The organism is Bradyrhizobium sp. LB8.2 (assembly GCF_040548035.1).
In the GTDB taxonomy this organism is placed as follows: Bacteria; Pseudomonadota; Alphaproteobacteria; order Rhizobiales; family Xanthobacteraceae; genus Bradyrhizobium.
The window spans coordinates 183879-208904 of record NZ_JBEPQV010000007.1; the positions used below are offsets into that span (position 1 = coordinate 183879).

Here is a 25026-nt window from a genome sequence, read left to right on the forward strand (position 1 = left end):
ATGCGCATGACCGACCTCACCCCCACCGGCTTCCTCAGCATCGGCAACGCCAGCCTCGACTACAAATGGCTCGCGCCACAAACCGCGGACGCACCGACCATCGTCATGCTGCATGAAGGCCTCGGCTCGGTCGGGCTCTGGGGCGACTTCCCGGAAAAGCTGCAGCAGGCGACCTCCGCCGGCATCTTCGTCTATTCGCGTGCGGGCTACGGCCAGTCGAGCAAGGTCGTGCTGCCGCGGCCGCTCGACTATATGGAGCGCGAGGCGCTGGACGTGCTGCCGAAGGTGCTCGATGCGATCGGCTTCAAGCGTGGCCTCCTGCTCGGCCATTCCGACGGCGCCTCGATCGCGACGATCTATGCCGGCGCGCATCAGGATCATCGCCTGAGCGGGCTCGTGCTGATCGCGCCGCATTTCATCGTTGAGGACATCTCGGTGAAGTCGATTGCGGACATCAAGACGGCATTCGAGACCACCGATCTGAAGGCAAAACTCGCGCGCTGGCACAAGGACGTCGACAACGCCTTCCAGGGCTGGAACGGCGCCTGGCTCGATCCGAAATTCCGCGACTGGGATATTTCCGAGTCTCTTGCCTACATCCGCGTCCCTTTGCTGATCCTGCAAGGCCGGAATGATCAATATGGGACATTGCGTCAGCTCGAAATCGCGCAGGATGAGTGTTATTGTCCGGTAGATTTGAAAGTCATTTCAGACGCGGGACATTCCCCGCATCGTGAAGCGCCGGGGGCGACGCTTGACGCTATTGAGCAATTTGCAAAAGCCGCCCTGCGCGACGATCAGGGACTCCAGGGACGCGCCGCATGACGTTGCGGAAGGCACATCGATGAAATGTGCCGCCGATCGCGAGTGATCCAATGCGCGCGCTGAACTCGCGCAGCGCTTTCCGGTCCCGGCGCTGACGGCCTGCTTCAAGCCAAGCTCGGCAGGCCGCAACTGTCCAAAGCCGACTGGATCGCGCTCAGCGCCGGCGCGTGATCCCAGCGGGTGTCATGAAACAAAGTGCATGCCTCGTCCGTTAAGGGCTAGACGCGCCCAAAAAAGTGCACTATTGTGCATCTAACGCGACAGCCAACACGCATAATCAAGCTCAAGGGTGGCTCATGGCCGGGGAAGATCGGCGCCTCGCAGGCGGCGCGACATTCATCGATTTCCAGACCGAACCGTCCCGCTACCGGCACTGGAAGCTCGCTGTCAATGGTGACGTCGCCACCCTGATCATGGACGTCGACGAGAATGGCGGCCTGTTCGAGGGCTATCTGCTCAAGCTCAATTCCTACGATCTCGGCGTCGACATCGAGCTTGCCGACGTGGTGCAGCGGCTGCGCTTCGAGCACCCCGAGGTGAAGGTCGTGGTGATGCGCTCGGCCAAGAACCGCGTGTTCTGCGCCGGCGCCAACATCCGCATGCTCGCGGGTTCGACTCACGCCCACAAGGTCAACTTCTGCAAGTTCACCAACGAGACCCGCAACGGCATGGAAGACTCGTCGGAAAATTCCGGCCAGCGCTTCATCACTGTCGTGAACGGCTCGGCCGCCGGCGGCGGCTATGAGCTTGCGCTGGCCACCGACTACATCATGCTCGCCGATGACGGTGCGTCTGCCGTTGCCTTGCCCGAAGTGCCGCTGCTCGCGGTGCTGCCGGGCACCGGCGGCCTCACGCGTGTGGTCGACAAACGCAAGGTGCGCCGCGACCATGCCGACTTCTTCTGCACCATCGAGGAAGGCGTCAAGGGCAAGCGCGCCGTGCAATGGCGCCTGGTCGACGAGATCGCGCCGAACAGCAAGCTCGAAGGCAGGGTTGCCGAGCGCGCCAGGGAGTTTGCGGCTGCGTCGAAGCGCAACGGAAGCGGCAAGGGCATTGCTCTCTCCCCGCTCAAGCGCGTCATCGACGAGACCAGCCTGCGCTATGGCTTTGTCACCGTCGATATCGACCGCGCCGCGCGCATCGCCACGATTTCGATCAAGGCGCCTGAAGCCGCGCCGCCCGCCGACATCGACGGCATGATGGCGCAGGGTGTCGCGTTCTGGCCGCTCCAGGTCGCGCGCGAGATCGACGACGCGATCCTGCATCTGCGCATCAACGAGCTCGAGATCGCCATGCTGGTGTTCAAGAGTCACGGCGATCACGCCCATGTGCTCGCCTGCGATGCCTTCCTCGAAGCCAACAAGGCGCATTGGCTGGTCAACGAAATCAGGCATTACTGGAAGCGCGTCTTGAAGCGCATCGACGTCACCTCGCGCACGCTGGTGACGCTGGTCGAGCCCGGATCCTGCTTCGCAGGCACGCTCGCCGAGCTCGTCTTCGCCGCCGACCGCTCCTACATGCTGATCGGCACGCGCCAGGGCGACAACCGCCCGCCGCCGTCGATCGAACTGTCAGCGATGAATTTTGGCCCGTATCCGATGAGCCATGGCCTGACGCGGCTTCAGTCGCGCTTCCAGGCCGACCCGTCCGACGTGCAGCGCGCGGAAGCCACGATGGGCACCGCGCTCGACGCCGAGCAGGCGGAAGAACTCGGTCTCGTCACCTTCGCGCTCGACGACATCGACTGGGACGACGAGGTCCGCGTGTTCCTGGAGGAGCGCGCCAGCTTCTCGCCCGACAGCCTCACCGGCATGGAAGCGAGCCTCCGCTTCGTCGGCCCCGAGACGATGGAGTCGAAGATCTTTTCGCGCCTGACCGCGTGGCAGAACTGGATCTTCCAGCGCCCCAACGCCGTCGGCGAGGAGGGCGCGCTACGCCGCTACGGGAGCGGCCAAAAGCCGAAATTCGATATGACGCGGGTGTGACGACTTTCGTGTCCCGGGCGCGCTGCGGCACGAAGTGACGCTGCGCAGAACCGGGACCCATTACGGACCGGACAATAGGTCCCGGCTCAGCAGTGCAGCACTTCGCGCCGCACTGCATCCGGGACAAGAGATCGCAAGGAGCACGGCCATGAGCATGAACATCATGAACGTCGACTACTCGACCAAGATTCCGAACAACGTCAATCTCGCCGAAGACCGCCAGGTGCTGAAGGCGCTGGAAGGCTGGCATCCCGGCTACATGGATTGGTGGAGCGACATGGGGCCGGAAGGTTTCCAGGAGTCGCTGGTGTATTTGCGTACCGCCTACTCCGTCGATCCGCGCGGCTGGGCCAAGTTCGACTATGTGCGGATGCCCGACTATCGCTGGGGCATTCTTCTGGCGCCCCAGGAGGAGAATCGCGTCGTGCCGTTCGGCGAGCATTTTGGCGAGCCGGCCTGGCAGGAAGTCCCGGGCGAATATCGCGCCATGCTGCGCCGTCTGATCGTGATCCAGGGCGACACCGAGCCTGCCTCGGTCGAGCAGCAGCGCCACCTCGGCAAGACCGCGCCCTCGCTGTACGACATGCGCAATCTGTTCCAGGTCAATGTCGAGGAAGGCCGTCACCTCTGGGCGATGGTCTACCTGCTGCAAAAGTACTTTGGTCGCGACGGACGTGAAGAGGCTGACGATTTGTTGCGCCGCCGCTCGGGTGACGCCGACTCGCCGCGCATGCTGGGCGCCTTCAACGAGGCGACGCCGGACTGGCTGTCCTTCTTCATGTTCACCTATTTCACCGACCGCGACGGCAAGATGCAGCTGCACTCGCTGGCGCAGTCCGGCTTCGATCCGCTGTCGCGCACCTGCCGCTTCATGCTGACCGAGGAAGCGCACCACATGTTCGTCGGCGAGACCGGCATCACCCGCGTCGTGCAGCGCACCTGCGATGCGATGCGCGAAGCCGGCATCACCGATCCGTCCGACATCGCAAAAGTCCGCGCGCTCGGCGTGATCGACCTGCCGACCATCCAGAAGAAGCTGAACCTGCACTATACGCTATCGCTTGATCTGTTCGGCTCGGAAGTCTCGACCAACGCGGCCAACGCCTTCAACACCGGCATCAAGGGCCGCTATCACGAGACCCAGATCGACGACGATCACCAGCTCAAGAACGCGACCTATCCGGTGCTGAAGTTCATCGACGGCGAGATCAAGCTGGTCGACGAGCCGGCGCTGACCGCGCTCAACATGCGCCTGCGCGACGATTACAGCCAGGATTGCGTCAAGGGCATGCTGCGCTGGAACAAGGTGATCTCGACCGCGGGCTATCAGTTTGAGCTCAAGCTGCCCAACGTCGCTTTCCACCGCCATATCGGCGAGTTCAAGGCCATCCACGCGACGCCCGACGGTCTGCTGATCGACGACGCCAATTGGGCCAAGCGCAAGGATGATTGGCTGCCCTCGACCGCGGACGGCGACTTCATCACCTCGCTGATGCAGCCCGTCACCGAGACCGGCGTGTTCGCATCCTGGATCTCGCCGCCGAAGGTCGGCATCGACAACAAGCCGGGCGATTTCGAGTACGTGAAGATCGAGTCGTAGGGGTCAGGGTCTGACGCTCTCGCAATACAAATGGTGTCATCACCCGCGAAAGCGGGTGATCCAGTATTCCAGAGGCAGCGAGGCCTAGAACCGATAGGCCGCAGCGTACTGGATGCCCCGCCTGCGCGGGGCACGACACTGAGTATGAGGCGAGGGCACGCCGCCCTCGCGGCAACCCTCAGCTATCCCACCCGCTCCCCTTGATCCCCGGGTTTGCGTAAACAATTCCACCATCCACCGCGATGGTTGCGCCCACCACATAGTCGCCCGCGCGCGAGGCGAGATAGATCGCGGCACCCGCCATGTCCTCGTCGGTGCCGATGCGCCCCGCGGGCACGCGGGTCGAGACCTCGTCGCTGTGGTCGCGCGCGGCGCGGTTCATGTCGGATTTGAACGGGCCCGGCGCGATCGCGGTGACCACGACATGGTCGGAGATCAGCTTCACGGCCATGCGCCGCGTCAAATGGATCAGCCCGGCCTTGCTCGCCGCGTAGGAATAGGTCTCGCCCGGATTAACGAAAATGCCGTCGATCGAGGCGATGTTGATCACCTTTGCTGGCCGCTCTGCCGAGGCCGCCGCGCGCAGCATCGGCGCCAGCGCCTTGGTCAGGAAGAACGGCGCCTTGAGGTTGAGGTTCAACACCTTGTCCCAGCCGCTCTCCGGAAACTCGTCGAACTCCGCGCCCCAGGCCGCGCCCGCATTGTTGACGAGGATGTCGAGTTTTGGCTCGCGCTTCCCAAATTCACTCGCGAGCAGCTCGGCGCCGGCCAGTGTCGAGATGTCGATCGGCAGCGCGATGCACTCGCCGCCATACTGCGCGGTGAGCTCGTTCGCGGTCGCTTCGCAAGGCCCGGCCTTGCGTGCGGTGATGTAGACCTTCGCCGCGCCGGCGCTGAGAAATCCCGCCGCGATCATCTTGCCGATGCCGCGCGAGCCGCCGGTCACCAGCGCGACGCGGCCTTTGAGCGAGAACAGATCGTTGAACATGATGCCTCCCTTGGTTTGGGCTGGTTGTGAGCGGGGTGGGGAGGGGAGTCAACTCAGCTCGTCATCAGCTCCGCCCTCATCCTGAGGAGCGCGTCAGCGCGTCTCGAAGGATGCGGGCGGCCCATCCTTCGAGACGCGCTCCTTCGGAGCGCTCCTCAGGATGAGGTCTGAGTGTGCGGCTGGATCAAGCCGCCGCGATCTTTCGAAAGCCATTCCACATCGCGGTCGCGGCGCCTGAGGTCAGCACCGGCAAAATTCGCGTGTCCTGGTAATTGCCGTTGAGCGAGACGCGTGGCAGCGCGGTCATGTGGCCGGCGTTCTCGGCGAACAGCATACCGGGCCGCGTCGTCACCGCGGTCTTGAAACCGGCGGCCGCCGCAAGGGCGAATTCACGCTCGCCTGCGGCTTGGCGGTCGCCATAGGGATAGGCAAGATGCTGGACATTGCGGCCGAGCGCCTGCTCGATCCGCGCGCGGCTCACGGCTATCTCTTGCGTGGCGATCTCTTCGCTTTGCTTGGCGAGATTGCAATGGCTGATGGTGTGGGCACCGATCGTGACCAGGGGATCGGCGGCAAATCTCTTCACCTCGTCCCAGGACAGGCAGAGGCCGCGGCACAACGCCGCCATATCGACGCCGTACCTGGTGCAGAGCGCCTCGATCTCGCGCTTGAGATCGTGCTCGCCCGGCAATGCACGGAGCCAGTCGTGCACACGGTCGAACGCCGCCTGCTTGGCAGCCGGCGTCGTCGCATCGAGCCGCAGCGCGGCATTGCCGATTTTGACCTCGATCTGCTCGGTCTTGGCGATCACGGCTTCCAGCGCCTCCCACCACAGCCGCCCCGTGCCCTCGGCGAAATCGCTGGCGACATAGACCGCCAGAGGCGCGTCAAATTCGCGCAGAACCGGCAGCGCATAGTCGAGATTGTCGCGATAGCCGTCGTCGAGCGTGAAGGCGGCGAAGCGGCGGTCGAACCGGCCCCGCACCAGCCGCTCATGCAGCTCGTCCATGCTGACGATGTCGATCTCGTGCGAGCGCAAATGGCTGAGCGTGGCGCGCAGGAATTCGGGGGTGACTTCGAGATGCCGGTTCGGCTGGAATGCGGCGTCGCGGCCCGGCCGCACGTGGTGCAGCATGAAAATAGCGCCGACGCCCGACAAAAGCGGCCGCAACAGGTGGTGCGCCCCGCTGAAATAGAGTGCTCCCAGCCCGGCGCGGATGACGTTGTTTCGGAGTTGTTTCATGACCGGCGGGCGGACTCTGGCATTCCGGATTCAACTTACGGAAGAACCCTTGAAGAAAAAGTTATTCCAATTGTCCATGCGGGGCCTTTGGAAGGGCGTCATTTCCGGTTTGACAGCCTGCCAAGGGTTTGTTTTGTCTCCGGTTCCAGAGTTCGGGTCGTCGAATGCAGAAGCTTTTCAGGTGGGCCAGCAAATGGTGGCCGGGGTTAATCCCGCTGGCCGTCATGTGGGGATTTGCGGCCTGGAATAATACCTTGCCGGTCGAGGCGGACCTTTCCGCCCGGAGTTCGGCCGCCCTCAAGGACACCGTTCTGGACAAGACCCGGATCGCGGTGGACGGCCGCGACGTCAGCCTGGCCGCGGACGCGTTTTCCGAGGAGGGGCGGCGCGACGCCGTGGTGGCGGTCGAGACCGTCCCCGGCGTGCGCCTGGTCGACGACCGGACCCGCCTCGTTCCCGAGGCCAAACCCTTCGCCTGGAACGCCGAACGCGACGTGGTGCGGGTGACGCTGTCAGGCTCCGCGCCCTTGCCGTCGATCAAGGGCCGCCTGACCGAGGCGGCCCGCAAAGAGCTCGGCGGCGTCGAGGTGGCCGATCAAATGGGGCTGGCGCGCGGCGCGCCGCCGCGGTTCGAGGCGGCTGCGACGCTGCTACTCGACCAGATCGGCAAGCTCAAGGACGGCAAGATCACGATAACGGACACCAAGGTCAATCTGTCGGGCATGGCGCGCGACCTCGGCGGCCGCGAAGCGGTCGCAGCCGCGCTCAAGAACCTGCCCGAGGGCTTCTCGATTGCTGCCAACGACGTCAAGGCGCCGCCCTACGTCTTCCAGGCCTACAAGGATCCGGTGGCCGCGACGGTGACGCTGACCGGTTATGTTCCCGACAACAATGTCCACACGGCAATCGTCACCAGCGCGTCGCGGAAATTCTTCAACGAAAAGGTCGTCGACAATCTCAAGGCCAGCCTCGGCGCGCCCGGCGCCTTCAACCCCGCCGTGGTCGCAGCGCTCGGCGGGCTGTCGCGACTGTCGACCGGCACGCTCGTCGTATCCGATCGTGAGGTAAAGCTGTCGGGCGATGCGCTCTATGAAGGGGCCGCCAACGACATCCGGGCAGGCCTCGGCAAGGATTTCCCGAAAAACTGGCAGTACAAGCCGGAAATCACGGTGAAACCCGCGGCCGGCCCGGTCGACGGCACCGTGTGCCAGCAATTGTTCTCGGAGCTGCTGGCCAAGGCCAAGATCCGCTTCGGGGCGAAGCGCGCCGACATCGATCCGGATTCCGCCGGCATTCTCGATCATCTGATCGAGACGGCGCTGCGATGCCCCACCACCAATATCGAGGTCGCCGGGCATACCGATGCCGACGGTGAGGACGCCTTCAACCAGGCTCTCTCGCAGAAGCGAGCGCAGGCGGTGATCGATTATCTGGTCAAGGCCGGCCTTCCCGCCAGCCGCTTCACCGCGGTCGGCTATGGCAGCACGCAGCCCGTCGCCGGCAACGCCACCGAAGACGCCAAGGCGCAGAACCGCCGCATCGAATTTCTGGTGAGGTGACGATGCCCTATCTCGTCTCGTTTCATCTGGGCTGGTTGATCGGCTCACTACTGCTCGGCTTTTGCATGGGCTGGATCTCGGTGGTCCAGCGCGGCAACGGCACCTCGAAAGTGACCGCGCGCTGGCTCGCCATGCTTGCGGCCGCCCTGGTCGCCGTCTCGTTCGCGCATGTGGTCCCCGGCCGTTTCGGCTACTGGCTCGACCTCGCCCTGATCATGTTCGCCTGCTATCTCGTCGGCTGCACCATCGGCGCCTGGCTGCGCGACCGCGTGGTCTCGCGCACCGCGCCGCCGGCCGCTCTATGATGTTGCCGTGCCCCCTGACCACGGGAGTAAGGGGGCGGACTGCGCGGCCGTTCGGCACATCGGAAAACCGCGATCAAGCGCTCAAGTCACCCCTCTTTCAACAGGTGGGTGCGGCCCATAGATTGACGTCGGCTTAAGCCGTGACGGAACATTGTGCGGTCGAAATCATCAAAACTTCATGGCGACTGCGCAGGATCGCCATGGAGATTCGCGTCAGTCTTGCCGCCGAAAGCGCCAAACCGTGCACCAGGAGCCCGCAACCCTGTCTAAAATACTGAAGGCACGAGTTTTTGTTCGAATTGCCGAATTCCACTCCGCCCGAAAACGCGCTAGGGGAGAGGAAGGGGGCCTGCGCGATGCCGGAGCCGGCGGCGAAGGTTCGTTGAGCGCCTGCGTGTCGTCCGCCTGTTCGCCGGCCTCCCTGGCCGCTGAAGCGTTGTTCGAGGTTTAGATGCTGGAAGCCATACGCAGAGCGATGTCGTTTCTGCGCCAGAAGCAAATCCTGCATAAGCTTGGAGTTGTGATCAGCGTCGCGGTCATCGGCATCGCTTGCTACGTGCTCTACCACATGCTGCGCGGCATCGATGTCAACGAGGTCCTTGAAGCGATCAAGAGCACCGAGCCGAGCCAGATTGCGATGGCGGGGCTGTTCGTCGCCGCGGGTTATTTCACGCTGACCTTCTACGATTTGTTCGCCGTGCGCGCGATCGGCCACGCCCACGTGCCCTATCGCATCAACGCGCTCGCCGCCTTTACCAGCTATTCGATCGGCCACAATGTCGGCGCCAGCGTCTTCACCGGCGGCGCAGTGCGCTACCGCATCTATTCGGCCTACGGCCTGAACGCGATCGACGTCGCAAAAATCTGTTTCCTCGCCGGCCTGACTTTCTGGCTTGGCAATGCCGCCGTGCTGGGCCTCGGCATCTCCTATCATCCGGAGGCCGCCGCGGCGATCGACCAGCTGCCGCCGTGGCTGAACCGGGCGCTGGCGATGATGATCATCGTCGGGCTGGTCGCCTATGTGGTCTGGGTCTGGACCCAGCCGCGGATGGTCGGCCGCGGACCCTGGACCGTGATGCTGCCGGGCGGCCCGCTGACGCTGCTCCAGATCACTATCGGTATCATCGATCTCGGCTTCTGCGCGCTCGCGATGTACGTGCTGGTTCCGGACGAGCCCAATCTCGGCTTCGTGGTGGTCGCGGTGATCTTCGTCTCGGCCACCTTGCTCGGCTTTGCCAGCCATTCGCCCGGGGGCCTTGGCGTGTTCGACGCCGCCATGCTGGTCGGCCTCTGGCAGATGGACCGCGAGGAACTGCTGGGCGGCATGCTGCTGTTCCGCGTGCTCTATTATCTGTCCCCCTTCGTCATATCTGTAGTCTTGCTGACGTTTCGCGAGGTTATCATCGGCGCACGATCGAAACGTTTGCAGCAGGCCGCGCTCAAGCTCGACCCCGGCCCCGCGCCTGAAGCCGCTTATGTGAGAAAGCGCAGCGACAGCGGTGCCTGACCGGCGCAAGTCTTGAGCCTAAAAGCCCCTTGGAGAAGCCCGCCCCGATGGCGATCGACGCCCCATCGTCTCCCACCGCCCGGCCCTGGTCCGACCGGCTGCGGCACTCGACCATCATCCTGATCGCCGCAGCGCTGGCGCTGTCGGTGGTGGTCTCGCTCGGCGAATTGTCGATGATGCGGGCGGCGACAGTGTTCCTCTGCATCGCGGCCGCAGCGCTGATCCCGTGGCGCCTGCACGATACTGCCGCCTCGCGCGAAGACACCCGCCGCGTCAACCCCGTCGAGAGCGCGGCGGTGGCCGCGGTTGTTGCCGGAATGCCCGATCCTGCGGTGCTGCTCGACCGTGCCGGCCGCGTCATCCATCTCAACGCTGCGGCCGCCCAGCTCGCGCCGGCGCTGCGCCGGAACGAGCTGGCCCAGTTCGCGCTGCGTTCACCGGAGATCATCACCGCTCTGCGCGAGTCGATCGCGACCACCGAGCCGCGGCGCGCGACCTATCTCGACCATGTCCCGGTCGATCGCTGGATGGAGCTGACCATCACGCCGGTGCCGGTGCCGACCACCTTCGGCGGCGCCGACAAATGCATGCTGATGACCTTCCACGACCAGACGCCGCTGCGCCGGGTCGAGGAAATGCGCGCCGACTTCGTCGCCAATGCCAGCCACGAGCTCCGCACGCCGCTGGCCGCACTGTCCGGCTTCATCGACACGCTCCAGGGCCAGGCCAAGGACGATCCCAAGGCGCGCGAGCGCTTCCTCGGCATCATGCACAACCAGGCCACCCGCATGGCGCGCCTGATCGACGATCTGCTGTCGCTGTCGCGGGTGGAACTGTCGGCCCATGTGCGGCCCGATACCCTGGTCGACCTGCTGCCGATCATCTTCCAGGTCGCCGACGGGCTCGAGCCGCTGGCGCGGGAACGCCGGGTCGAGGTCGAGACCCATCTGCCGGAGACGCCGGTGATGATCGCGGGCGACCGCGAGGAGCTGCTCCGCCTGTTCGAGAATTTGATCGAGAACGCGCTCAAGTACGGCGCCTCGGGCGGCCGTGTCGTCGTGTCGCTGACGTCCAGTCCTGCCATTGATGGAACTCAGGAAATCCGGGTCCTGGTCCGGGATTTCGGCCCCGGCATCGCGCCGGAGCATTTGCCGCGGCTGACCGAGCGCTTCTACCGGGTCGATATCGGTGACAGCCGCTCGCAGGGCGGCACCGGCCTCGGATTATCGCTGGTGAAACATATTCTTAACCGCCATCGCGGCCGGCTTTTGATCGAAAGCGTGCCCAAGCAGGGCGCCACTTTTACCGCCTGTTTTCCCCAGGTGAAGGCCTTGATCCAGAGCTGAAATACAAGCGATTCCAATTGCTTGTCTCCGTCATCCAGCTGTCACGAAAGCTTCGTAAAAGCTCAGCTGTCCGCTCCTAAAGGAGCGGCACGGGGAGCGCGATCGGGCGCGGATGGCGCTTCGCTCCCCTGCATGGAGACCAACATGAATTTCCTCAAAACGATCGTCGCTGCTGGCTTGGTCGCCGCATCGACGACGGCGGCCTTTGCCGCCGATATCACCGGTGCCGGTGCGACGTTCCCGTTCCCGATCTATTCGAAATGGGCTGACACCTACAAGAAAGAGACTGGCAACGGTCTGAACTACCAGTCGATCGGTTCCGGCGGCGGTATCAAGCAGATCCAGGCCAAGACCGTGACCTTCGGCGCCAGCGACGCGCCGCTCAAGGCCGAGCAGCTCGAAAAGGACGGCCTCGTCCAGTGGCCGATGGTGATGGGTGCCATCGTTCCCGTCGTCAACATCGAGGGCGTGAAGCCCGGTGAGATGGTGTTCGACGGCGAGACCCTCGCCGGCATCTATCTCGGCAAGATTACCAAGTGGGACGACGCCGCGATCAAGAAGCTCAATCCGAACCTGAAGCTGCCGTCGGAGGCGATCACCGTGGTCCGCCGTTCGGACGGTTCGGGCACCACCTTCAACTTCACCAACTATCTCGCCAAGGCCAGCGCTGACTGGAAGAGCAAGGTCGGTGAAGGTACCGCCGTCGAGTGGCCGGTCGGCGTCGGCGCCAAGGGCAACGAAGGCGTGTCGGGCAACATCAGCCAGACCAAGAACTCGATCGGTTACGTCGAGTACGCCTATGCCAAGCAGAACAAGCTGACCTACACCGGTCTCGTCAACAAGGCCGGCAAGCCGGTGCAGCCGACCGTCGAAGCCTTCCAGGCAGCCGCCTCCAACGCCGACTGGGCCAAGGCTCCCGGCTACTACGTCATCCTGACCGACCAGCCCGGCGAGAAGTCCTGGCCGATCACGGCGGCGACCTTCATCCTCATGCACAAGGACGCCACCGACAAGGCGGCCTCGCAGGAAGCCATCAAGTTCTTCCGCTGGGCCTTCAAGAACGGCGGCAAGGCGGCTGAAGAGCTCGACTACATCCCGATGCCCGAGGGCGTCGTGACCCTGGTTGAGAAGACCTGGGCTGCCGAGATCAAGAGCTAAGCTCGCGATGCTCGTGTCCCGGACGCGCTGCAGCCTGAAACGCTGCCGCGCAGAGCCGGGACCCACAACTGTGCCCCGGATCAGCGTCGCATCCGGGGCGCGGACCAACAAAAAACGTACACTATTTGGTACAGGGGATCGGCGTGGCAGAGATGGCCGTTCAGAGCGATATAATCGACGACGCCGGACCGTATGATCGCGCCAAGGCCTTGAGCGCGTTCAAAGTCGGGGACGTCACCTTCTACTGGATCACGCGGCTCTCCGCGATCTCGGTGCTTCTGATCCTCGGCGGCATCATCCTGTCGCTGATCGTCGGCGCCTTTCCGGCGATGAAGGAATACGGTCTCTCCTTCCTGTGGACGCAGCGCTGGGCGCCGTCCGCCGATCCGCCGGTGCTCGGCGCGCTCGGGCCGATGTACGGCACGCTCGTCACCTCCTTCATCGCGATGCTGATCGCCATCCCGGTCGGTCTCGGCATTGCGATCTTCCTCACCGAGCTCTGCCCGCAATGGCTGCGCCGCCCGATCGGCATGGCGATCGAGCTGCTCGCCGGCATCCCCTCGATCATCTACGGCATGTGGGGCTTCTTCGTGTTGGGTCCGTTCCTCGCCAACACATTCCAGCCCTTCATGATCAAGATATTCGACGGCGTGCCGGTGCTGGGCGCGATCTTCGCAGGTCCCCCGTCCTATCTCAGCCTGTTCAATGCCGCGCTGATCCTCGCCATCATGGTGCTGCCCTTCATCACCTCGATCTCCGTCGACGTGTTCAAGACGGTGCCTCCGGTGCTGAAGGAAGCCGCCTACGGCGTCGGCTGCACCACCTGGGAAGTCGTCCGCAGCGTGGTGATCCCCTACACCCGCGTCGGCGTCATCGGCGGCGTCATGCTGGCGCTGGGCCGCGCGCTCGGCGAGACCATGGCGGTGACCTTCATCATCGGCAACTCGTTCCGCATCTCGACGTCGATCTTTTCGCCGGGCACCACGATCTCGGCGGCGATCGCATCCGAGTTCGCCGAGAGCGACGGCCTGCACCAGTCCGGCCTGATCCTGCTCGGCCTGCTGCTGTTCGTGCTGACGTTCTTCGTGCTCGCGGGCGCGCGGCTGATGCTGATGCGTTTGGAAAAGAAGGCGGGAAACTAACGCCATGAACCCGATCTATTCACGTCGCCGCCGCAAGGACTTCGTCATCCGCGGGCTCTGCATCGCCGCGACCGCATTCGGCGTCACCTGGCTTGCGCTGATCCTGATCACGCTGCTCTACAACGGCCTGGCTGGCCTCAATGTCCAGCTGTTCACCGAGAACACGCCGCCACCCGGATCGAACGAGGGCGGCCTGCTCAACGCAATCGTCGGCTCGCTGATCATGACCGTGATCGGCGTCGGCATCGGCGCGCCGCTCGGCATGTTCGCCGGCACCTATCTCGCCGAATACGGCCGCAACGACCGGCTGACCTCGGTGATCCGCTTCATCAACGACATCCTGCTGTCGGCGCCCTCGATCATCATCGGCCTGTTCATCTACGGCGCGGTGGTGGTGCCGATGCGCGGCTTCTCGGCGATCGCCGGCAGTCTCGCGCTCGCGGTCATCGTCATCCCGGTGGTGCTGCGCACGACCGAGGACATGCTGCTGCTGGTGCCGAACGCGCTGCGCGAGGCGGCCTCGGCGCTTGGCCTGCCGCGCTCGCTGGTGATCAAGCGCATCGCTTATCGTGCTGCCCGATCGGGTCTCATCACCGGCGTGCTGCTTGCGACTGCCCGCGTCGCCGGCGAGACCGCGCCGCTGCTGTTCACCGCGCTGTCGAACCAGTTCTTCAGCCTCGGCCTGAACAAGACGATGGCGAACCTGCCGGTCACCATCAACAACTTCGTGCAGAGCCCCTACGCCTATTGGAAGCAGCTGGCCTGGAGCGGCGCGCTGCTCATCACCCTGACCGTTCTTGCCCTGAATATTGGCGCGCGCATCCTTGGCGCCGAGAGGACCGCAAAATGAGTGATCTTTCCGTATCGATGAGCGCGGCCGGCGGACTGCCCCACGCGCCGGTGCTGCCCGAGGCGCCCCCCAAGGTGACCGTGCGCAACCTGAACTTCTATTACGGCGAGCACCACGCGCTGAAGAACATCAACCTGACGCTCGGCGCCAATCGCGTCACGGCGTTCATCGGCCCGTCGGGCTGCGGCAAGTCGACCCTGCTGCGCATCTTCAACCGGATGTACGACCTCTATCCGGGCCAGCGCGCCACCGGTCAGCTCATGCTCGACCAGACCAACATCCTCGACCCCAAGCTGGACCTCAATTTGCTGCGCGCCCGCGTCGGCATGGTGTTCCAGAAGCCGACGCCGTTCCCGATGACGATCTACGAAAACATCGCGTTCGGCATCCGTCTCTACGAGAAGATATCAAAGTCCGAGATGGACGGCCGGGTCGAGAAGGCGCTGCGCGGCGGCGCGCTGTGGAACGAGGTCAAGGACAAGCTCAACGCCTCCGGCCTGTCGCTCTCCGGCGGCCAGCAGCAACGCCTCTGCATCGCCCGCACCGTCGCGGTGCGGCCCGAGGTGATCCTGTTCGACGAACCCTGCTCGGCGCTCGACCCGATCTCGACCGCCAAGGTCGAGGAGCTGATCCAGGAGCTTTCCGAGGACTACACGATCGCGATCGTCACCCACAACATGCAGCAGGCGGCGCGCGTCTCCGACAAGACCGCCTTCATGTATCTCGGCGAGCTGATCGAGTTCGACGACACCAACAAGATCTTCACGTCGCCGACCGACCGGCGCACGCAGGATTACATCACCGGCCGGTTCGGCTGAGGAGACGCGACATGGGTTCTGAACATACCGCAAAGGCCTTCGACACCGACCTCCAGGAACTCACCCGGCTGGTTGCCGAGATGGGCGGCATCGCCGAGCGCATGATCGTCGATTCCGTCGACGCGCTGATCCGCCGTGACGTTCCGCTCGGCCAGCGCGTCGTCACCATCGACACCGAACTCGACGCGCTGCAGAAGCGCATTGAGGAGCGCGCCGTGCTCACCATCGCCCGCCGTCAGCCGATGGCGGTCGATCTGCGCGAGATCGTCGGCGCCATGCGCGTCGCAACCGATCTCGAGCGCATCGGCGACCTCGCCAAGAACATGGGCAAGCGCGTCGCGGCGCTGGAGACGGATTTTCATCCGCTCAAGCTGTTCCGCGGCCTGGAGCACATGACAGACCTCGTGCAGCAGCAGGTCAAGTCGGTGCTGGACGCCTATGCCGCACATGATTTGCCGGCGGCGATGGCGGTGTGGAAGGGCGACGAGGAAGTCGACGCCATCTGCACTTCGCTGTTCCGCGAGCTCCTCACTTACATGATGGAGGATCCGCGCAACATCTCGTTCTGCATCCATTTGATGTTCTGCGCCAAGAACATCGAGCGGATCGGCGACCACGCCACCAACATCGCCGAGACCGTGTTCTACATGATCGAGGGCCAGGCGATCACCGACAAGCGGCCGAAGGGCGATATGACGACCTTCGCCAGCTCGATACCGAACACCTAGGGAGCAACGACCCAGATGGGCGCACGCATTATGGTGGTTGAGGACGAGGAAGCCCTGACCGAGCTTCTCCGCTACAACCTCGAAGGCGACGGCTATGACGTCGAGACGGTCATGCGCGGCGACGACGCCGACACCCGTCTCAAGGAGCACATTCCCGATTTGATCGTGCTCGACTGGATGCTACCGGGCCTGTCAGGCATCGAATTGTGCCGGCGGCTTCGCACCCGTCCCGAGACCAAGCAGCTCCCGATCATCATGCTCACCGCGCGCGGCGAGGAAAGCGAGCGGGTGCGGGGTCTTGCGACCGGCGCCGACGATTACATCGTCAAGCCGTTCTCGGTGCCGGAGCTCCTGGCGCGCGTGAAGGGCCTGCTGCGGCGCGCAAGCCCCGAGCGGCTCGCCGCCGTGCTCGCCTTTGGCGACATCGAGCTCGACCGCGACAAGCGCCGCGTGGCGCGCTCGGGCCGGCCGATCGATCTCGGCCCGACCGAATATCGCCTGCTGGAGTTCTTCCTGGAGCATCCGGGGCGGGTGTTCTCGCGCGAGCAACTGCTCGACAGCGTCTGGGGCCGCGACATCTACATCGACGAGCGTACCGTCGACGTGCATATCGGCCGCCTGCGCAAGCTGCTCAATCTGGGCCGCGAGCAGGACCCGATCCGCACCGTCCGCGGCGCCGGCTACGCGCTGGATGATCGTTTTGCCAAGGCGGAGCAGCAGGCGTAACTCGCTTCAAGCTCCGCCGTCGTTCCGGGTCGGCACGCGCTTTTGGCACGCTTGTCCGGGACGACATCACGTGGGCCGAGGCGTCATCGTGTGACGGCGCCGCCCTTGCAGTCAGCTAAATCCGCTAGCTCAGCGCGGGCCCGGCTTCACTGGTGCGCGGCGCCGATCCGACGCCGGCTGATATGCGACGCGCGAGTGCTGGGCGCAATAGGGCAGCCCGGAAAGCGCCTTGCCGCCGCAGAAGAAGAAATCCGGCGTCGAGGGATCGCCGACCGGCCAGTGGCAGGTCGCCTCGTTCAGCTCGAGCAGCGATAGCCGCTGGCTCATCGGCACCACGTTGTCGTAGGTGACCGGTTCGGCCTCCACTTCGACCTCGAAGGCCTGTGCCAGCGCGGTGTTGCCGCGCGAGATCGGACGGGTCACCCGCATCATATGCTGCGCGGGGCGCGCCTTGCGCGGCCGGGGCGCTGCCGATGAAGGGCTCTTGGCGCGACCCGACAGGCCGAGCCTGTGCACTTTGCCGATCACGGCATTGCGGGTCACATTACCGAGCTCAGCCGCGATCTGGCTGGCCGAAAGTCCGGCCTCCCAGAGCTTTTTAAGCTGCTCGACGCGATCATCGGACCAGGTCAAAACTGTCATTGCACCCTTTCCCTCGCTGCCGGCCTGCCATCCTGGCGCCTCGCAGCGAATGCCTAAGCCTTTAAAAACCCGTGCCGCCAGAATCCCTTAAGGCTCGCCGGGCGTGACTAGAACGCCCGAACGTTTACGCCGGTACATAAGGACTTAGAGATCAGAACCACTGCACGAGATGTCGTATCTGACAATCCAAACGCTACAATATGGCGTGACTCCCGCGCAAGAGTCCGCCGACTCGCTTCCACATGTTCCGTGGTGAAATCCGCGAAATCAGCACCGCAAGACTACGGATTCAGCGTTTCGCGAGGCTTTCCGGGGCGGCATTGACACCCGTCTTCCCAAGCATAAGATAGTGACACGTGCCGCCCCGAAAAGGCGGCACGTTTCGTTTTCCGGGCCGGTCAATGGTGCGTTGCGCAATGCACGCGTCACACCGTCCGCAACATCCAAGTGACATCATGACCAACAGCGCAGCGCCGCATTTGCTCCCCGTTTTCGCCAGAACCGACCTCGGTTTCGAGCGCGGCGAAGGCTGCTGGCTGATTGCGATCAATGGCGAGCGCTATCTCGATTTCTCCTCGGGTGTCGCGGTGAACGCGCTCGGCCATGCCCATCCCGCGCTGGTCAAAGCGTTGCAGGAGCAGGCCACGAAGCTCTGGCACATGTCGAACCTGTTCCAGAGCCCGGATGGCGAGAAGCTCGCCAACCGCCTCTGCCATGAGAGTTTTGCGGACTTCGTGTTCTTCTGCAATTCCGGCGCCGAGGCGCTGGAGGGCGTGATCAAGCTGGTCCGCCATCATCACTTCTCCCAAGGGCATCCGGAACGTTACCGCATCATCACCTTCGAAGGCGCGTTCCACGGCCGCACGCTGGCGACGCTGGCCGCGACGGGATCTGCAAAATATCTGGAAGGTTTTGGTCCGCCGATGGATGGCTTCGACCAAATCCCGCATGGCGATATCGAGGCCGTGAAGAAAGCGATCGGTCCGCAGACCGCCGGTATCCTGATCGAGCCGATCCAGGGCGAGGGCGGCGTGCGCTCGGCAACCCCGGCCTTCCTCAAGGCGCTGCGCCAGCTCTGCGACGACAAGGGCTTGCTGCTCGCGTTCGACGAGGTGCAGACCGGCATGGGCCGCACCGGCGATCTGTTCGCACACCGCCGTCTCGGCGTGACGCCCGATGTGATGTCGCTGGCGAAGGCGCTCGGCGGCGGCTTTCCGATCGGCGCGGTGCTGGCGACCGCGGATGCGGCGGCCGGCATGGGGCCCGGCTCGCACGGCTCGACCTTCGGCGGCAATCCGCTCGCGATTTCGGCTGCGAACGCCGTGCTCGACGTCATGCTCAAGCCCGGCTTCTTCGACCACGTGCAGAGAATGTCGCTGCTGCTCAAGCAGAAGCTCGCCTCCGTGATCGATCGTCATAGCGATGTCGTCAGCGAAGTGCGCGGCGAGGGCCTGCTGATCGGCATCAAGGCGGTGGTGCCTTCAGGCGATCTCGTTGCAGCCTTGCGCGAAGAAAAACTGCTCACTGTCGGCGCCGGCGACAATGTCGTGCGTTTCCTGCCGCCTTTGATCGTCACCGAAGCCGAGATCGAGGACAGCGTTGGGCGGCTCGAACGCGCCTGCACCGCGTTGTCCGGCAACAAGCGGGCGGCAAGCTGATGAGCAAGTCGCCCAATAAAGCACCGAAGCACTTCCTTGATATCGACGCGCTGCCGCTGTCGGAGCTCAAGAGCATGCTGGCCGCGTCCTCCGCGATGAAGGCGAAGCAGAAGGCGCATCAGCCGGTCAGGCCGCTTGAAGGCAAGACGCTGGCGATGATTTTCGAGCGCCCCTCGACGAGGACGCGGGTGTCGTTCGATGTCGCCATGCGCCAGCTCGGCGGCGAACCCATCATGCTCACCGGCGCGGAGATGCAGCTCGGCCGCGGCGAGACCATCGCCGACACCGCGCGCGTGCTGTCGCGCTATGTCGACGCCATCATGATCCGCATTCTCAATCACGATGCCCTGCTCGAGCTCGCGGCGAACGCCACCGTCCCTGTCATCAACGGCCTGACGCGGCGTTCGCATCCCTGCCAGGTGATGGCTGATCTCATGACCTATGAGGAGCATCGCGGCCCGATCGAGGGCAGGACTGTGGCCTGGACCGGCGACGACAACAACGTGCTCGCCTCCTGGGCGCACGCCGCCGAACGCTTCAAGTTCCAGCTCAACGTCGCGACGCCCCCGGAGCTCGCGCCGAAAAAGGCGATGCGCGATTTCATCAAGGCGACCGGCGCGCCGATCATGCTCGGCAGCGATGCCGAAGCCGCCGTGCGCGGCGCCGATTGTGTCGTCACCGACACCTGGGTGTCGATGGGCGACAAGGAAGGCGAGCATCGCCACAACGTGCTCAAGCCTTATCAGGTCAACGCCCAGCTGATGTCGCTGGCCAAGCCCGATGCGCTGTTCATGCACTGCTTGCCGGCCCATCGCGGCGAGGAGGTCACCGACGAGGTGATCGACGGTCCGCAATCCGTCGTGTTCGACGAGGCCGAAAACCGCCTGCACGCGCAGAAGGGCATTCTGGCCTGGTGCTTCGACGCGGTGAAGTAGGCGCGGGGCGCGCGGTGAAGGCGAAGTCGGTTTGTTTCGCCGTCCTGGATTTCGCCGGGACGGCACCGAACTTGCAGTATCGTGTGTAACTATAACTGCGCCCGGAACACGCGGCCCGCGCCCCCTTCCATTTCCGCCCTCCGACCCCAGATAAAGCGCCATGATTTCCCAATCCCCTGACATGAAAACCGGGCCCGAAGGCCCGGTTCGCGCACCATCCGCGGTTCCGGTCGACGACGCCGTGCTGCCCTACGAGGTCGACGCGCTCGACGTGCGCGGTCGCCTGGTGCGGCTTGGTCCGGCGCTTGACGATATCCTGACCAGGCACGATTATCCGGCGCCTGTCGGCAAGCTGCTCGGCGAGGCCATCGTGCTGACCACGCTACTCGGCTCGGCGCTGAAGTTTGAAGGCCGCTTCATCCTCCAGGCCCAGACCGACGGTCCGGTGTCGTTCCTGGTCGTCGATTACATGGCGCCGGATCGCCTGCGAGCCTACGCACGTTTCGACGCCGCGCGCCTCGGCGATGCCAAAGATTCCGGGGCGCTGCTGGGCCACGGTCATCTCGCCATGACCGTCGACCAGGGGCCCGAGATGAGCCGCTACCAGGGCCTGGTCGCGCTCGACGGCGGCAGCCTGGAAGACGCCGCTCACGAATATTTCCTGCGCTCCGAGCAGATCCCGACGCGCGTGCGTCTCGCCGTCGGCGAAGAGTGGCGTTCGAACGATGGCGGCAAGCATCGCTGGCGCGCCGGCGGCATGCTGATGCAGTTCCTGCCGAAGGCGCCTGAGCGCGCGCGGCAGGCCGATCTGCATCCCGGCGATGCGCCCGAAGGCGTCGAGGTGCATAGCGTCGCTGAAGACGATGCCTGGGTCGAGGCGCGCTCGCTGATCGAAACCGTCGAAGACGTCGAGTTGATCGATCCCGAGCTCTCCGGCGAGCGGCTGCTCTACCGTCTCTTCCACGAGCGCGGCGTGCGCGTGTTCAATCCACTGTCCTTGAAGGCGCAATGCTCCTGCTCGCGCGATGCAGTCGCATCGATGCTGAAGAGCTTTTCGTCCGACGATCGCGCCGCCATGGTCAAGGACGACAAGGTCGTCGTGACCTGCGAGTTCTGCTCGTCGGTGTACGATTTCACGCCGCACGAGGCCGGCGTGGAAGACGCTTGAGGCATTGGACCGTGTCGCCATCCGGGTCCCGGCTCCGCGCAGCAACGCTCGCGCGTTGCAGCGCGTCCGGGACACGAGAGTAATGACGCCGTCGGGGAAGCCGCGCCCCAAAAGGCCGCGCCGCCGCCTACCTCAGTTCAACACCCGCTTGTTGTCCGGGCTGTCCAGCGAGAATGTCGGCACCTCGACCTCGAAGCGTTCGCCGCTGGCGCTGACCATCTGGTAGCGGCCGGTCATGAACCCCGAGGCGGTCGTGAGTGGCACGCCGGAGGTGTATTCGAAGCGTTCGCCGGGGGCGAGCGTCGGCTGCTCGCCGACGACGCCCTCGCCCTTCACTTCCTGCTGCCGGCCGGTGGCGTCGGTGATGATCCAGTGTCGCGTCTTGAGCTGCACGGTCTCGTCGCCGGAATTGATGATGACAATGGTGTAGGACCAGAAATAGCGGGAGCGGTCGGCCGACGACTGCTCCGGAACAAAGTTCGGCTCGACGGTCACTTCGATCTGGCGGGTCACGGCGCGGTACATGATTGCCATCATACCGAAATCCGCCGGGGAACCAAACGCCGGAGGCGGCCTTGTGACATCGTCCCGCCAGAATTCGAAAGGAAGTACACATCCAGGTGTATTTTCAGGTGTATTTGCAAGTGTACTTGCATGTGATGCGGTCGCTTTGCGAGATGACGGCCGGACCGGTACACTCCTTGCCACGTCTTACCAAGTCGCGATTTTGCGGAAGGGTTTTTAGGCCCCGATGACCATTGCCGACCAAGTGACGGGATCGATGATCGCGGGAACCGCCAAGCCTGTGCAGGCCAAGCCTGCAGGTGCCAGGCCGCGCACGGCCTCGCCGGCTATTTCGCTGCCGGCCATCGGCGAGCGCGAGCTCCGGCTCGATCTGTTCCGCGGCCTCGCGCTGTGGCTGATCTTCATCGACCATTTGCCGCCGAGTCTTCTGACCTGGTTCACGATCCGCAATTACGGCTTCAGCGACGCCACCGAGATCTTCATCTTCATCTCAGGCTATACCGCCGCCTTCGTCTACGGTCGGGCGATGCTGGAGTCCGGCGTCGTCGTCGCCACCGCGCGCATCCTGCGGCGCGTCTGGCAGATCTATGTCGCCCACGTCTTCCTGTTCACGATCTTCCTTGCCGAAATCTCCTACGTCGCGACCAGGTTCGAGAACCCGCTCTACACCGAAGAGATGGGCATCATGGACTTCCTCAAGCAGCCCGACGTCACGATCGTGCAGGCGCTGCTGCTGCGCTTTCGTCCCGTCAACATGGACGTGCTGCCGCTCTACATCGTGCTGATGCTGGCGCTGCCGTTGATCCTGTGGCTGATGAAATGGCGCCCCGACGTGACGCTCGGCCTCTCGGTCCTGCTCTACGCGGTGACCTGGGAATACGACCTCTATCTGTCGGCCTATCCGAACGGCTTCTGGGCGTTCAATCCCTTCGCCTGGCAATTGCTGTTCGTGTTCGGTGCCTGGTGTGCGCTCGGGGGAGCGCGACGCATGTCGCGCATTCTGGCTTCGCGGGTGACGATGTGGATCTCGATCGCCTATCTGGTCGCGGCATTCTACGTGACGCTGACCTGGTATGTGCCGCAGCTGTCCCAATTCATGCCGAAGCTGCTCGAGCAGTGGATGTATCCGATCGACAAGGCCGATCTCGACGTGCTGCGCTTCACGCATTTCCTGGCGCTGGCCGCGATCACCGTGCGCGTCCTGCCGCGGGACTGGCCGGGCCTGAAATCGCCCTGGCTGCGGCCTCTGATCCTGTGCGGCTCGCATTCCCTGGAGATATTCTGTCTCGGCGTCTTCCTTGCCTTTGCCGGCCATTTCATCCTGGCCGAGGTCGCGGGGGGCCCGGCCCTGCATGCGCTGATTAGCCTCTCGGGAATCCTGATCATGTGGGCCATGGCCTGGGTGATTTCGTGGTACAAGCGCGTGGCTGACAAAAGCGGTTCGAAAACCAAAAGCGCCGTCGGCAGCGCCGATATGGCGGGAGGGGGCTGATGAAGGCGAAGGTTTTCCTGAGCCTGATCCTGCTGTGCGGTGGTCTCGCCGCGCCTTCGGCGCGCGCGGGCGATGCTGCGCCTGCTGCTTCGGCCGCGCCTCCAGCCTGCGAATTGCCGTCCTATCTGCTCACCAGCGAAAGCCAGCTTCCCAAGGTCGCCGATGCCGTCAAGGCCGGCAAGCCGCTCGAAATCCTGGTGATCGGCAGCCGCTCGACCACGATTCCAGCCTCCGAGGACGCCTCCTATCCGGCGCGGATGCAGGCCATCCTGAAGGACAAGCTGCCGCCGTCCGAGGCCGTGCACGTCTCCGTAGAAATACAGAGCAAGAAGACAGCAGAGGAAGCGGCCACCAGCTTCGTTAAGCTGATGGAAGCAAAGACGCCTACTTTGGTCATCTGGCAGACCGGGACTGTCGATGCTATCCGAGCCATCGATCCCGATGATTTTCGTAGCGCGGTAACCGAAGGGGTTGCTGCGCTGCAAAAGGCAGGGGCTGACGTCGTCTTGATGAATTTGCAGTACAGCCCGCGCACCGAAACCATGATCTCGGTGCCGCCATACCTCGACAATATGCGGGTGGTGGCGCAGGAGCACGATATCCCGCTGTTCGATCGTTTCGCGATCATGCGGCAGTGGAATGATCAGGGGCAGTTCGACCTGTTCAGCCCGTCGCGCGGGCTTGAGCTGGCGAAACAGGTCCATGATTGCCTTGGCCGGGCGTTGGCACAGTTCGTCATCGACGCTGCCCATCTGGAGCCGGCCCAGCAGCAAAATTGAGGTCTAGCGTTAATGAGTTCTCTCCGCCCTTTTTGCCTGACGGCATGGCTGGCTGCGCCCGCTGCGGCGGCGTTGCTGTTGCTAACGCCTGTATCGCAGTCGCGCGCGCAGGCGCAGGCAACGCCGGCCCCACAGCAATCGGCTAATCCCGCTTCCGCTTCACCGTCCCAGACCACCGTCGCCGCGACGTCCCCCGACCAGCGCGGCATCACGGCGCGCGCCATCGACAAGGTGAAGCAGGTCGCGAAATCCGCCGGCGACATCTTCAGCCGCGTCCCCTGCCTGTCGCCGAAGGGCGGCGCGAAGGCGATGGGCACGCTGCCGCATGTCGCGGGCAAGCTCGTCGCCGGCCAGCCCGTCGTCATCGTCGCGTTCGGCTCGTCGTCGACCGCAGGATTCGGCGCGAGCTCGCCGGAGTTCAACTATCCCAATCGCCTTGCCGCGCAGCTGCACCGGCATTATCCGACCGCCGATATCACGGTCGTCAATGCCGGCGTCGGCGGCGAGGACGCGCCCGAGATGATGAAGCGGCTCCAGAAGGCGGTGATCGACGTGCATCCGGATCTCGTGATCTGGCAGGTCGGCACCAATGCCGTGCTGCGCAATCTCGATCCCGGCGAGACCGCGAAGATGGTCGAGGACGGCATCGGCCGCATCCAGGCCGCCGGCGATGCCGACGTCGTGCTGGTCGATCCGCAATATTCGCCCGCCGTCAACCAGCGCGCGGAGAGCGCCGGCAAGATGGTGAAGCTGCTCGGCAAGGTCGCCGAGCTCCGTCACGTCGGCATCTTCCCGCGCTTCGAGGTGATGCGCGACTGGCACGAAAAGCAATCGCTTCCGGTCGAGAGTTTTGTGATCGCCGACGGCCTGCACATGAACGATTGGGGCTACGCCTGCTTCGCCCAGCTCCTCGGCGACGACATCATCCGTTCCGTCGGCCAGATCAAGCTCGGTGTGAACGTGCCGGCGGACGTGCGGACGTACCGACCGATGTAATGGTCGTCCCGGCCTAGTGCGCAATTGCGCACGGGGGCCGGGACGACCAGC

At 64.3% G+C, this 25026-nt stretch carries 23 protein-coding genes; 19 read left to right on the forward strand and 4 right to left on the reverse strand.

The features are described 5' to 3' along the window. Positions 1 to 6: 6 nt before the first annotated feature. From ABIB06_RS11720 to boxB, 3 genes are all read left to right on the forward strand, one after another. The gene (locus ABIB06_RS11720) at positions 7 to 825 is read left to right on the forward strand and encodes an alpha/beta fold hydrolase (RefSeq protein ID WP_354048308.1); all 819 of its coding nucleotides are present in this window, start codon (positions 7 to 9) and stop codon (positions 823 to 825) included. Between the two features lie 296 nt (positions 826 to 1121). Further along, positions 1122 to 2810: a 2,3-epoxybenzoyl-CoA dihydrolase gene (boxC, locus tag ABIB06_RS11725; protein ID WP_354048310.1), complete on the forward strand. Its 1689-nt coding sequence runs from the start codon at positions 1122 to 1124 to the stop codon at positions 2808 to 2810. 148 nt (positions 2811 to 2958) lie between these two features. After that, positions 2959 to 4410 (forward strand): benzoyl-CoA 2,3-epoxidase subunit BoxB, encoded by a 1452-nt coding sequence (gene boxB, locus ABIB06_RS11730; protein ID WP_247338724.1) that lies wholly within the window; start codon positions 2959 to 2961, stop codon positions 4408 to 4410. A 178-nt stretch (positions 4411 to 4588) separates the two neighbouring features. On the opposite strand, the gene ABIB06_RS11735 is transcribed toward boxB, so the two are convergent. Together ABIB06_RS11735 and ABIB06_RS11740 are read right to left on the reverse strand one after the other, a co-directional pair. Beyond that, positions 4589 to 5398, reverse strand: a complete 810-nt coding sequence (locus ABIB06_RS11735; protein ID WP_354048312.1) for an SDR family oxidoreductase — start codon at positions 5396 to 5398, stop codon at positions 4589 to 4591. A gap of 184 nt (positions 5399 to 5582) precedes the next feature. Beyond that, positions 5583 to 6641, reverse strand: a complete 1059-nt coding sequence (locus tag ABIB06_RS11740; RefSeq protein ID WP_354048314.1) for a polysaccharide deacetylase family protein — start codon at positions 6639 to 6641, stop codon at positions 5583 to 5585. A 164-nt stretch (positions 6642 to 6805) separates the two neighbouring features. Here ABIB06_RS11740 and ABIB06_RS11745 point away from each other — a divergent pair, with 164 nt between their 5' ends. The 10 genes from ABIB06_RS11745 to phoB all read left to right on the forward strand — a co-directional run bounded on the left by ABIB06_RS11745 (position 6806) and on the right by phoB (position 16780). Next, entirely contained in the window at positions 6806 to 8200 is a 1395-nt protein-coding gene (locus ABIB06_RS11745) for an OmpA family protein (protein ID WP_354048316.1), read from the forward strand. 2 nt (positions 8201 to 8202) lie between these two features. Continuing rightward, positions 8203 to 8505: a hypothetical protein gene (locus tag ABIB06_RS11750; protein WP_354048318.1), complete on the forward strand. Its 303-nt coding sequence runs from the start codon at positions 8203 to 8205 to the stop codon at positions 8503 to 8505. A gap of 451 nt (positions 8506 to 8956) precedes the next feature. After that, positions 8957 to 10012 (forward strand): putative bifunctional lysylphosphatidylglycerol flippase/synthetase, encoded by a 1056-nt coding sequence (locus ABIB06_RS11755; RefSeq protein ID WP_354048320.1) that lies wholly within the window; start codon positions 8957 to 8959, stop codon positions 10010 to 10012. Between the two features lie 47 nt (positions 10013 to 10059). Beyond that, positions 10060 to 11358 carry an ATP-binding protein gene (locus tag ABIB06_RS11760; protein ID WP_247338715.1) on the forward strand — a complete coding sequence of 433 codons (1299 nt, stop codon included), beginning with the start codon at positions 10060 to 10062 and terminating at the stop codon, positions 11356 to 11358. A gap of 144 nt (positions 11359 to 11502) precedes the next feature. Continuing rightward, positions 11503 to 12516, forward strand: coding sequence for a phosphate ABC transporter substrate-binding protein PstS (gene pstS, locus ABIB06_RS11765; protein ID WP_247338713.1), 1014 nt, complete (start codon positions 11503 to 11505; stop codon positions 12514 to 12516). A gap of 152 nt (positions 12517 to 12668) precedes the next feature. After that, on the forward strand, positions 12669 to 13658 hold the full coding sequence (pstC, locus tag ABIB06_RS11770) for a phosphate ABC transporter permease subunit PstC (protein WP_247338767.1): 990 nt from the start codon (positions 12669 to 12671) through the stop codon (positions 13656 to 13658). Between the two features lie 4 nt (positions 13659 to 13662). After that, complete coding sequence (gene pstA / locus ABIB06_RS11775; RefSeq protein ID WP_247338711.1) at positions 13663 to 14508, forward strand: phosphate ABC transporter permease PstA; 846 nt, start codon at positions 13663 to 13665, stop codon at positions 14506 to 14508. After that, positions 14505 to 15326, forward strand: a complete 822-nt coding sequence (gene pstB, locus ABIB06_RS11780; RefSeq protein WP_354048322.1) for a phosphate ABC transporter ATP-binding protein PstB — start codon at positions 14505 to 14507, stop codon at positions 15324 to 15326. The genes pstA and pstB overlap by 4 nt, the downstream gene beginning before the upstream one ends. A gap of 11 nt (positions 15327 to 15337) precedes the next feature. Then, positions 15338 to 16054, forward strand: a complete 717-nt coding sequence (phoU, locus tag ABIB06_RS11785; RefSeq protein ID WP_354048324.1) for a phosphate signaling complex protein PhoU — start codon at positions 15338 to 15340, stop codon at positions 16052 to 16054. Positions 16055 to 16069: 15 nt separating this feature from the next. After that, positions 16070 to 16780, forward strand: coding sequence for a phosphate regulon transcriptional regulator PhoB (gene phoB / locus ABIB06_RS11790; protein WP_247338705.1), 711 nt, complete (start codon positions 16070 to 16072; stop codon positions 16778 to 16780). A gap of 129 nt (positions 16781 to 16909) precedes the next feature. Here the strand turns inward: phoB and ABIB06_RS11795 are convergent, their stop codons facing one another. After that, a complete protein-coding gene (locus tag ABIB06_RS11795) occupies positions 16910 to 17422 on the reverse strand; it encodes a GcrA family cell cycle regulator (RefSeq protein ID WP_354048328.1) in 513 nt (170 codons plus the stop codon). Between the two features lie 455 nt (positions 17423 to 17877). Between ABIB06_RS11795 and ABIB06_RS11800 the strand changes: the two genes are divergently transcribed. From ABIB06_RS11800 to ABIB06_RS11810, 3 genes are all read left to right on the forward strand, one after another. Next, a complete protein-coding gene (locus ABIB06_RS11800; protein WP_354048330.1) occupies positions 17878 to 19080 on the forward strand; it encodes an aspartate aminotransferase family protein in 1203 nt (400 codons plus the stop codon). Continuing rightward, the gene (argF, locus tag ABIB06_RS11805; protein ID WP_247338700.1) at positions 19080 to 20015 is read left to right on the forward strand and encodes an ornithine carbamoyltransferase; all 936 of its coding nucleotides are present in this window, start codon (positions 19080 to 19082) and stop codon (positions 20013 to 20015) included. Before ABIB06_RS11800 ends, argF begins: the two co-directional genes overlap by 1 nt. 160 nt (positions 20016 to 20175) lie before the next feature. Further along, complete coding sequence (locus tag ABIB06_RS11810) at positions 20176 to 21183, forward strand: Hsp33 family molecular chaperone (protein WP_354048332.1); 1008 nt, start codon at positions 20176 to 20178, stop codon at positions 21181 to 21183. A 132-nt stretch (positions 21184 to 21315) separates the two neighbouring features. Here ABIB06_RS11810 and apaG read toward each other — a convergent pair whose 3' ends face one another. After that, positions 21316 to 21720: a Co2+/Mg2+ efflux facilitator ApaG/CorD gene (gene apaG, locus ABIB06_RS11815; protein ID WP_354048334.1), complete on the reverse strand. Its 405-nt coding sequence runs from the start codon at positions 21718 to 21720 to the stop codon at positions 21316 to 21318. Between the two features lie 214 nt (positions 21721 to 21934). On the opposite strand from apaG, the gene ABIB06_RS11820 reads away from it, so the two are divergent. From ABIB06_RS11820 to ABIB06_RS11830, 3 genes are read left to right on the forward strand one after another with little or no spacing between them, the layout of a single operon-like run. After that, complete coding sequence (locus ABIB06_RS11820; protein WP_354048336.1) at positions 21935 to 23200, forward strand: OpgC domain-containing protein; 1266 nt, start codon at positions 21935 to 21937, stop codon at positions 23198 to 23200. Beyond that, on the forward strand, positions 23200 to 23979 hold the full coding sequence (locus ABIB06_RS11825) for an SGNH/GDSL hydrolase family protein (protein ID WP_354048338.1): 780 nt from the start codon (positions 23200 to 23202) through the stop codon (positions 23977 to 23979). The genes ABIB06_RS11820 and ABIB06_RS11825 overlap by 1 nt, the downstream gene beginning before the upstream one ends. 12 nt (positions 23980 to 23991) lie before the next feature. Continuing rightward, the gene (locus ABIB06_RS11830) at positions 23992 to 24975 is read left to right on the forward strand and encodes an SGNH/GDSL hydrolase family protein (protein ID WP_354048339.1); all 984 of its coding nucleotides are present in this window, start codon (positions 23992 to 23994) and stop codon (positions 24973 to 24975) included. Positions 24976 to 25026 lie beyond the last annotated feature (51 nt).

What these genes read in the sequence shown, in the direction of transcription:
- ABIB06_RS11720 (WP_354048308.1), top strand. Translation starts at nt 7, where the DNA reads ATGACCGACCTCACCCCCACCGGCTTCCTCAGCATCGGCAACGCCAGC.
- boxC (WP_354048310.1), top strand. Translation starts at nt 1,122, where the DNA reads ATGGCCGGGGAAGATCGGCGCCTCGCAGGCGGCGCGACATTCATCGAT.
- boxB (WP_247338724.1), top strand. Translation starts at nt 2,959, where the DNA reads ATGAGCATGAACATCATGAACGTCGACTACTCGACCAAGATTCCGAAC.
- ABIB06_RS11735 (WP_354048312.1), bottom strand. Translation starts at nt 5,398, where the DNA reads ATGTTCAACGATCTGTTCTCGCTCAAAGGCCGCGTCGCGCTGGTGACC.
- ABIB06_RS11740 (WP_354048314.1), bottom strand. Translation starts at nt 6,641, where the DNA reads ATGAAACAACTCCGAAACAACGTCATCCGCGCCGGGCTGGGAGCACTC.
- ABIB06_RS11745 (WP_354048316.1), top strand. Translation starts at nt 6,806, where the DNA reads ATGCAGAAGCTTTTCAGGTGGGCCAGCAAATGGTGGCCGGGGTTAATC.
- ABIB06_RS11750 (WP_354048318.1), top strand. Translation starts at nt 8,203, where the DNA reads ATGCCCTATCTCGTCTCGTTTCATCTGGGCTGGTTGATCGGCTCACTA.
- ABIB06_RS11755 (WP_354048320.1), top strand. Translation starts at nt 8,957, where the DNA reads ATGCTGGAAGCCATACGCAGAGCGATGTCGTTTCTGCGCCAGAAGCAA.
- ABIB06_RS11760 (WP_247338715.1), top strand. Translation starts at nt 10,060, where the DNA reads ATGGCGATCGACGCCCCATCGTCTCCCACCGCCCGGCCCTGGTCCGAC.
- pstS (WP_247338713.1), top strand. Translation starts at nt 11,503, where the DNA reads ATGAATTTCCTCAAAACGATCGTCGCTGCTGGCTTGGTCGCCGCATCG.
- pstC (WP_247338767.1), top strand. Translation starts at nt 12,669, where the DNA reads ATGGCCGTTCAGAGCGATATAATCGACGACGCCGGACCGTATGATCGC.
- pstA (WP_247338711.1), top strand. Translation starts at nt 13,663, where the DNA reads ATGAACCCGATCTATTCACGTCGCCGCCGCAAGGACTTCGTCATCCGC.
- pstB (WP_354048322.1), top strand. Translation starts at nt 14,505, where the DNA reads ATGAGTGATCTTTCCGTATCGATGAGCGCGGCCGGCGGACTGCCCCAC.
- phoU (WP_354048324.1), top strand. Translation starts at nt 15,338, where the DNA reads ATGGGTTCTGAACATACCGCAAAGGCCTTCGACACCGACCTCCAGGAA.
- phoB (WP_247338705.1), top strand. Translation starts at nt 16,070, where the DNA reads ATGGGCGCACGCATTATGGTGGTTGAGGACGAGGAAGCCCTGACCGAG.
- ABIB06_RS11795 (WP_354048328.1), bottom strand. Translation starts at nt 17,422, where the DNA reads ATGACAGTTTTGACCTGGTCCGATGATCGCGTCGAGCAGCTTAAAAAG.
- ABIB06_RS11800 (WP_354048330.1), top strand. Translation starts at nt 17,878, where the DNA reads ATGACCAACAGCGCAGCGCCGCATTTGCTCCCCGTTTTCGCCAGAACC.
- argF (WP_247338700.1), top strand. Translation starts at nt 19,080, where the DNA reads ATGAGCAAGTCGCCCAATAAAGCACCGAAGCACTTCCTTGATATCGAC.
- ABIB06_RS11810 (WP_354048332.1), top strand. Translation starts at nt 20,176, where the DNA reads ATGATTTCCCAATCCCCTGACATGAAAACCGGGCCCGAAGGCCCGGTT.
- apaG (WP_354048334.1), bottom strand. Translation starts at nt 21,720, where the DNA reads ATGATGGCAATCATGTACCGCGCCGTGACCCGCCAGATCGAAGTGACC.
- ABIB06_RS11820 (WP_354048336.1), top strand. Translation starts at nt 21,935, where the DNA reads ATGACCATTGCCGACCAAGTGACGGGATCGATGATCGCGGGAACCGCC.
- ABIB06_RS11825 (WP_354048338.1), top strand. Translation starts at nt 23,200, where the DNA reads ATGAAGGCGAAGGTTTTCCTGAGCCTGATCCTGCTGTGCGGTGGTCTC.
- ABIB06_RS11830 (WP_354048339.1), top strand. Translation starts at nt 23,992, where the DNA reads ATGAGTTCTCTCCGCCCTTTTTGCCTGACGGCATGGCTGGCTGCGCCC.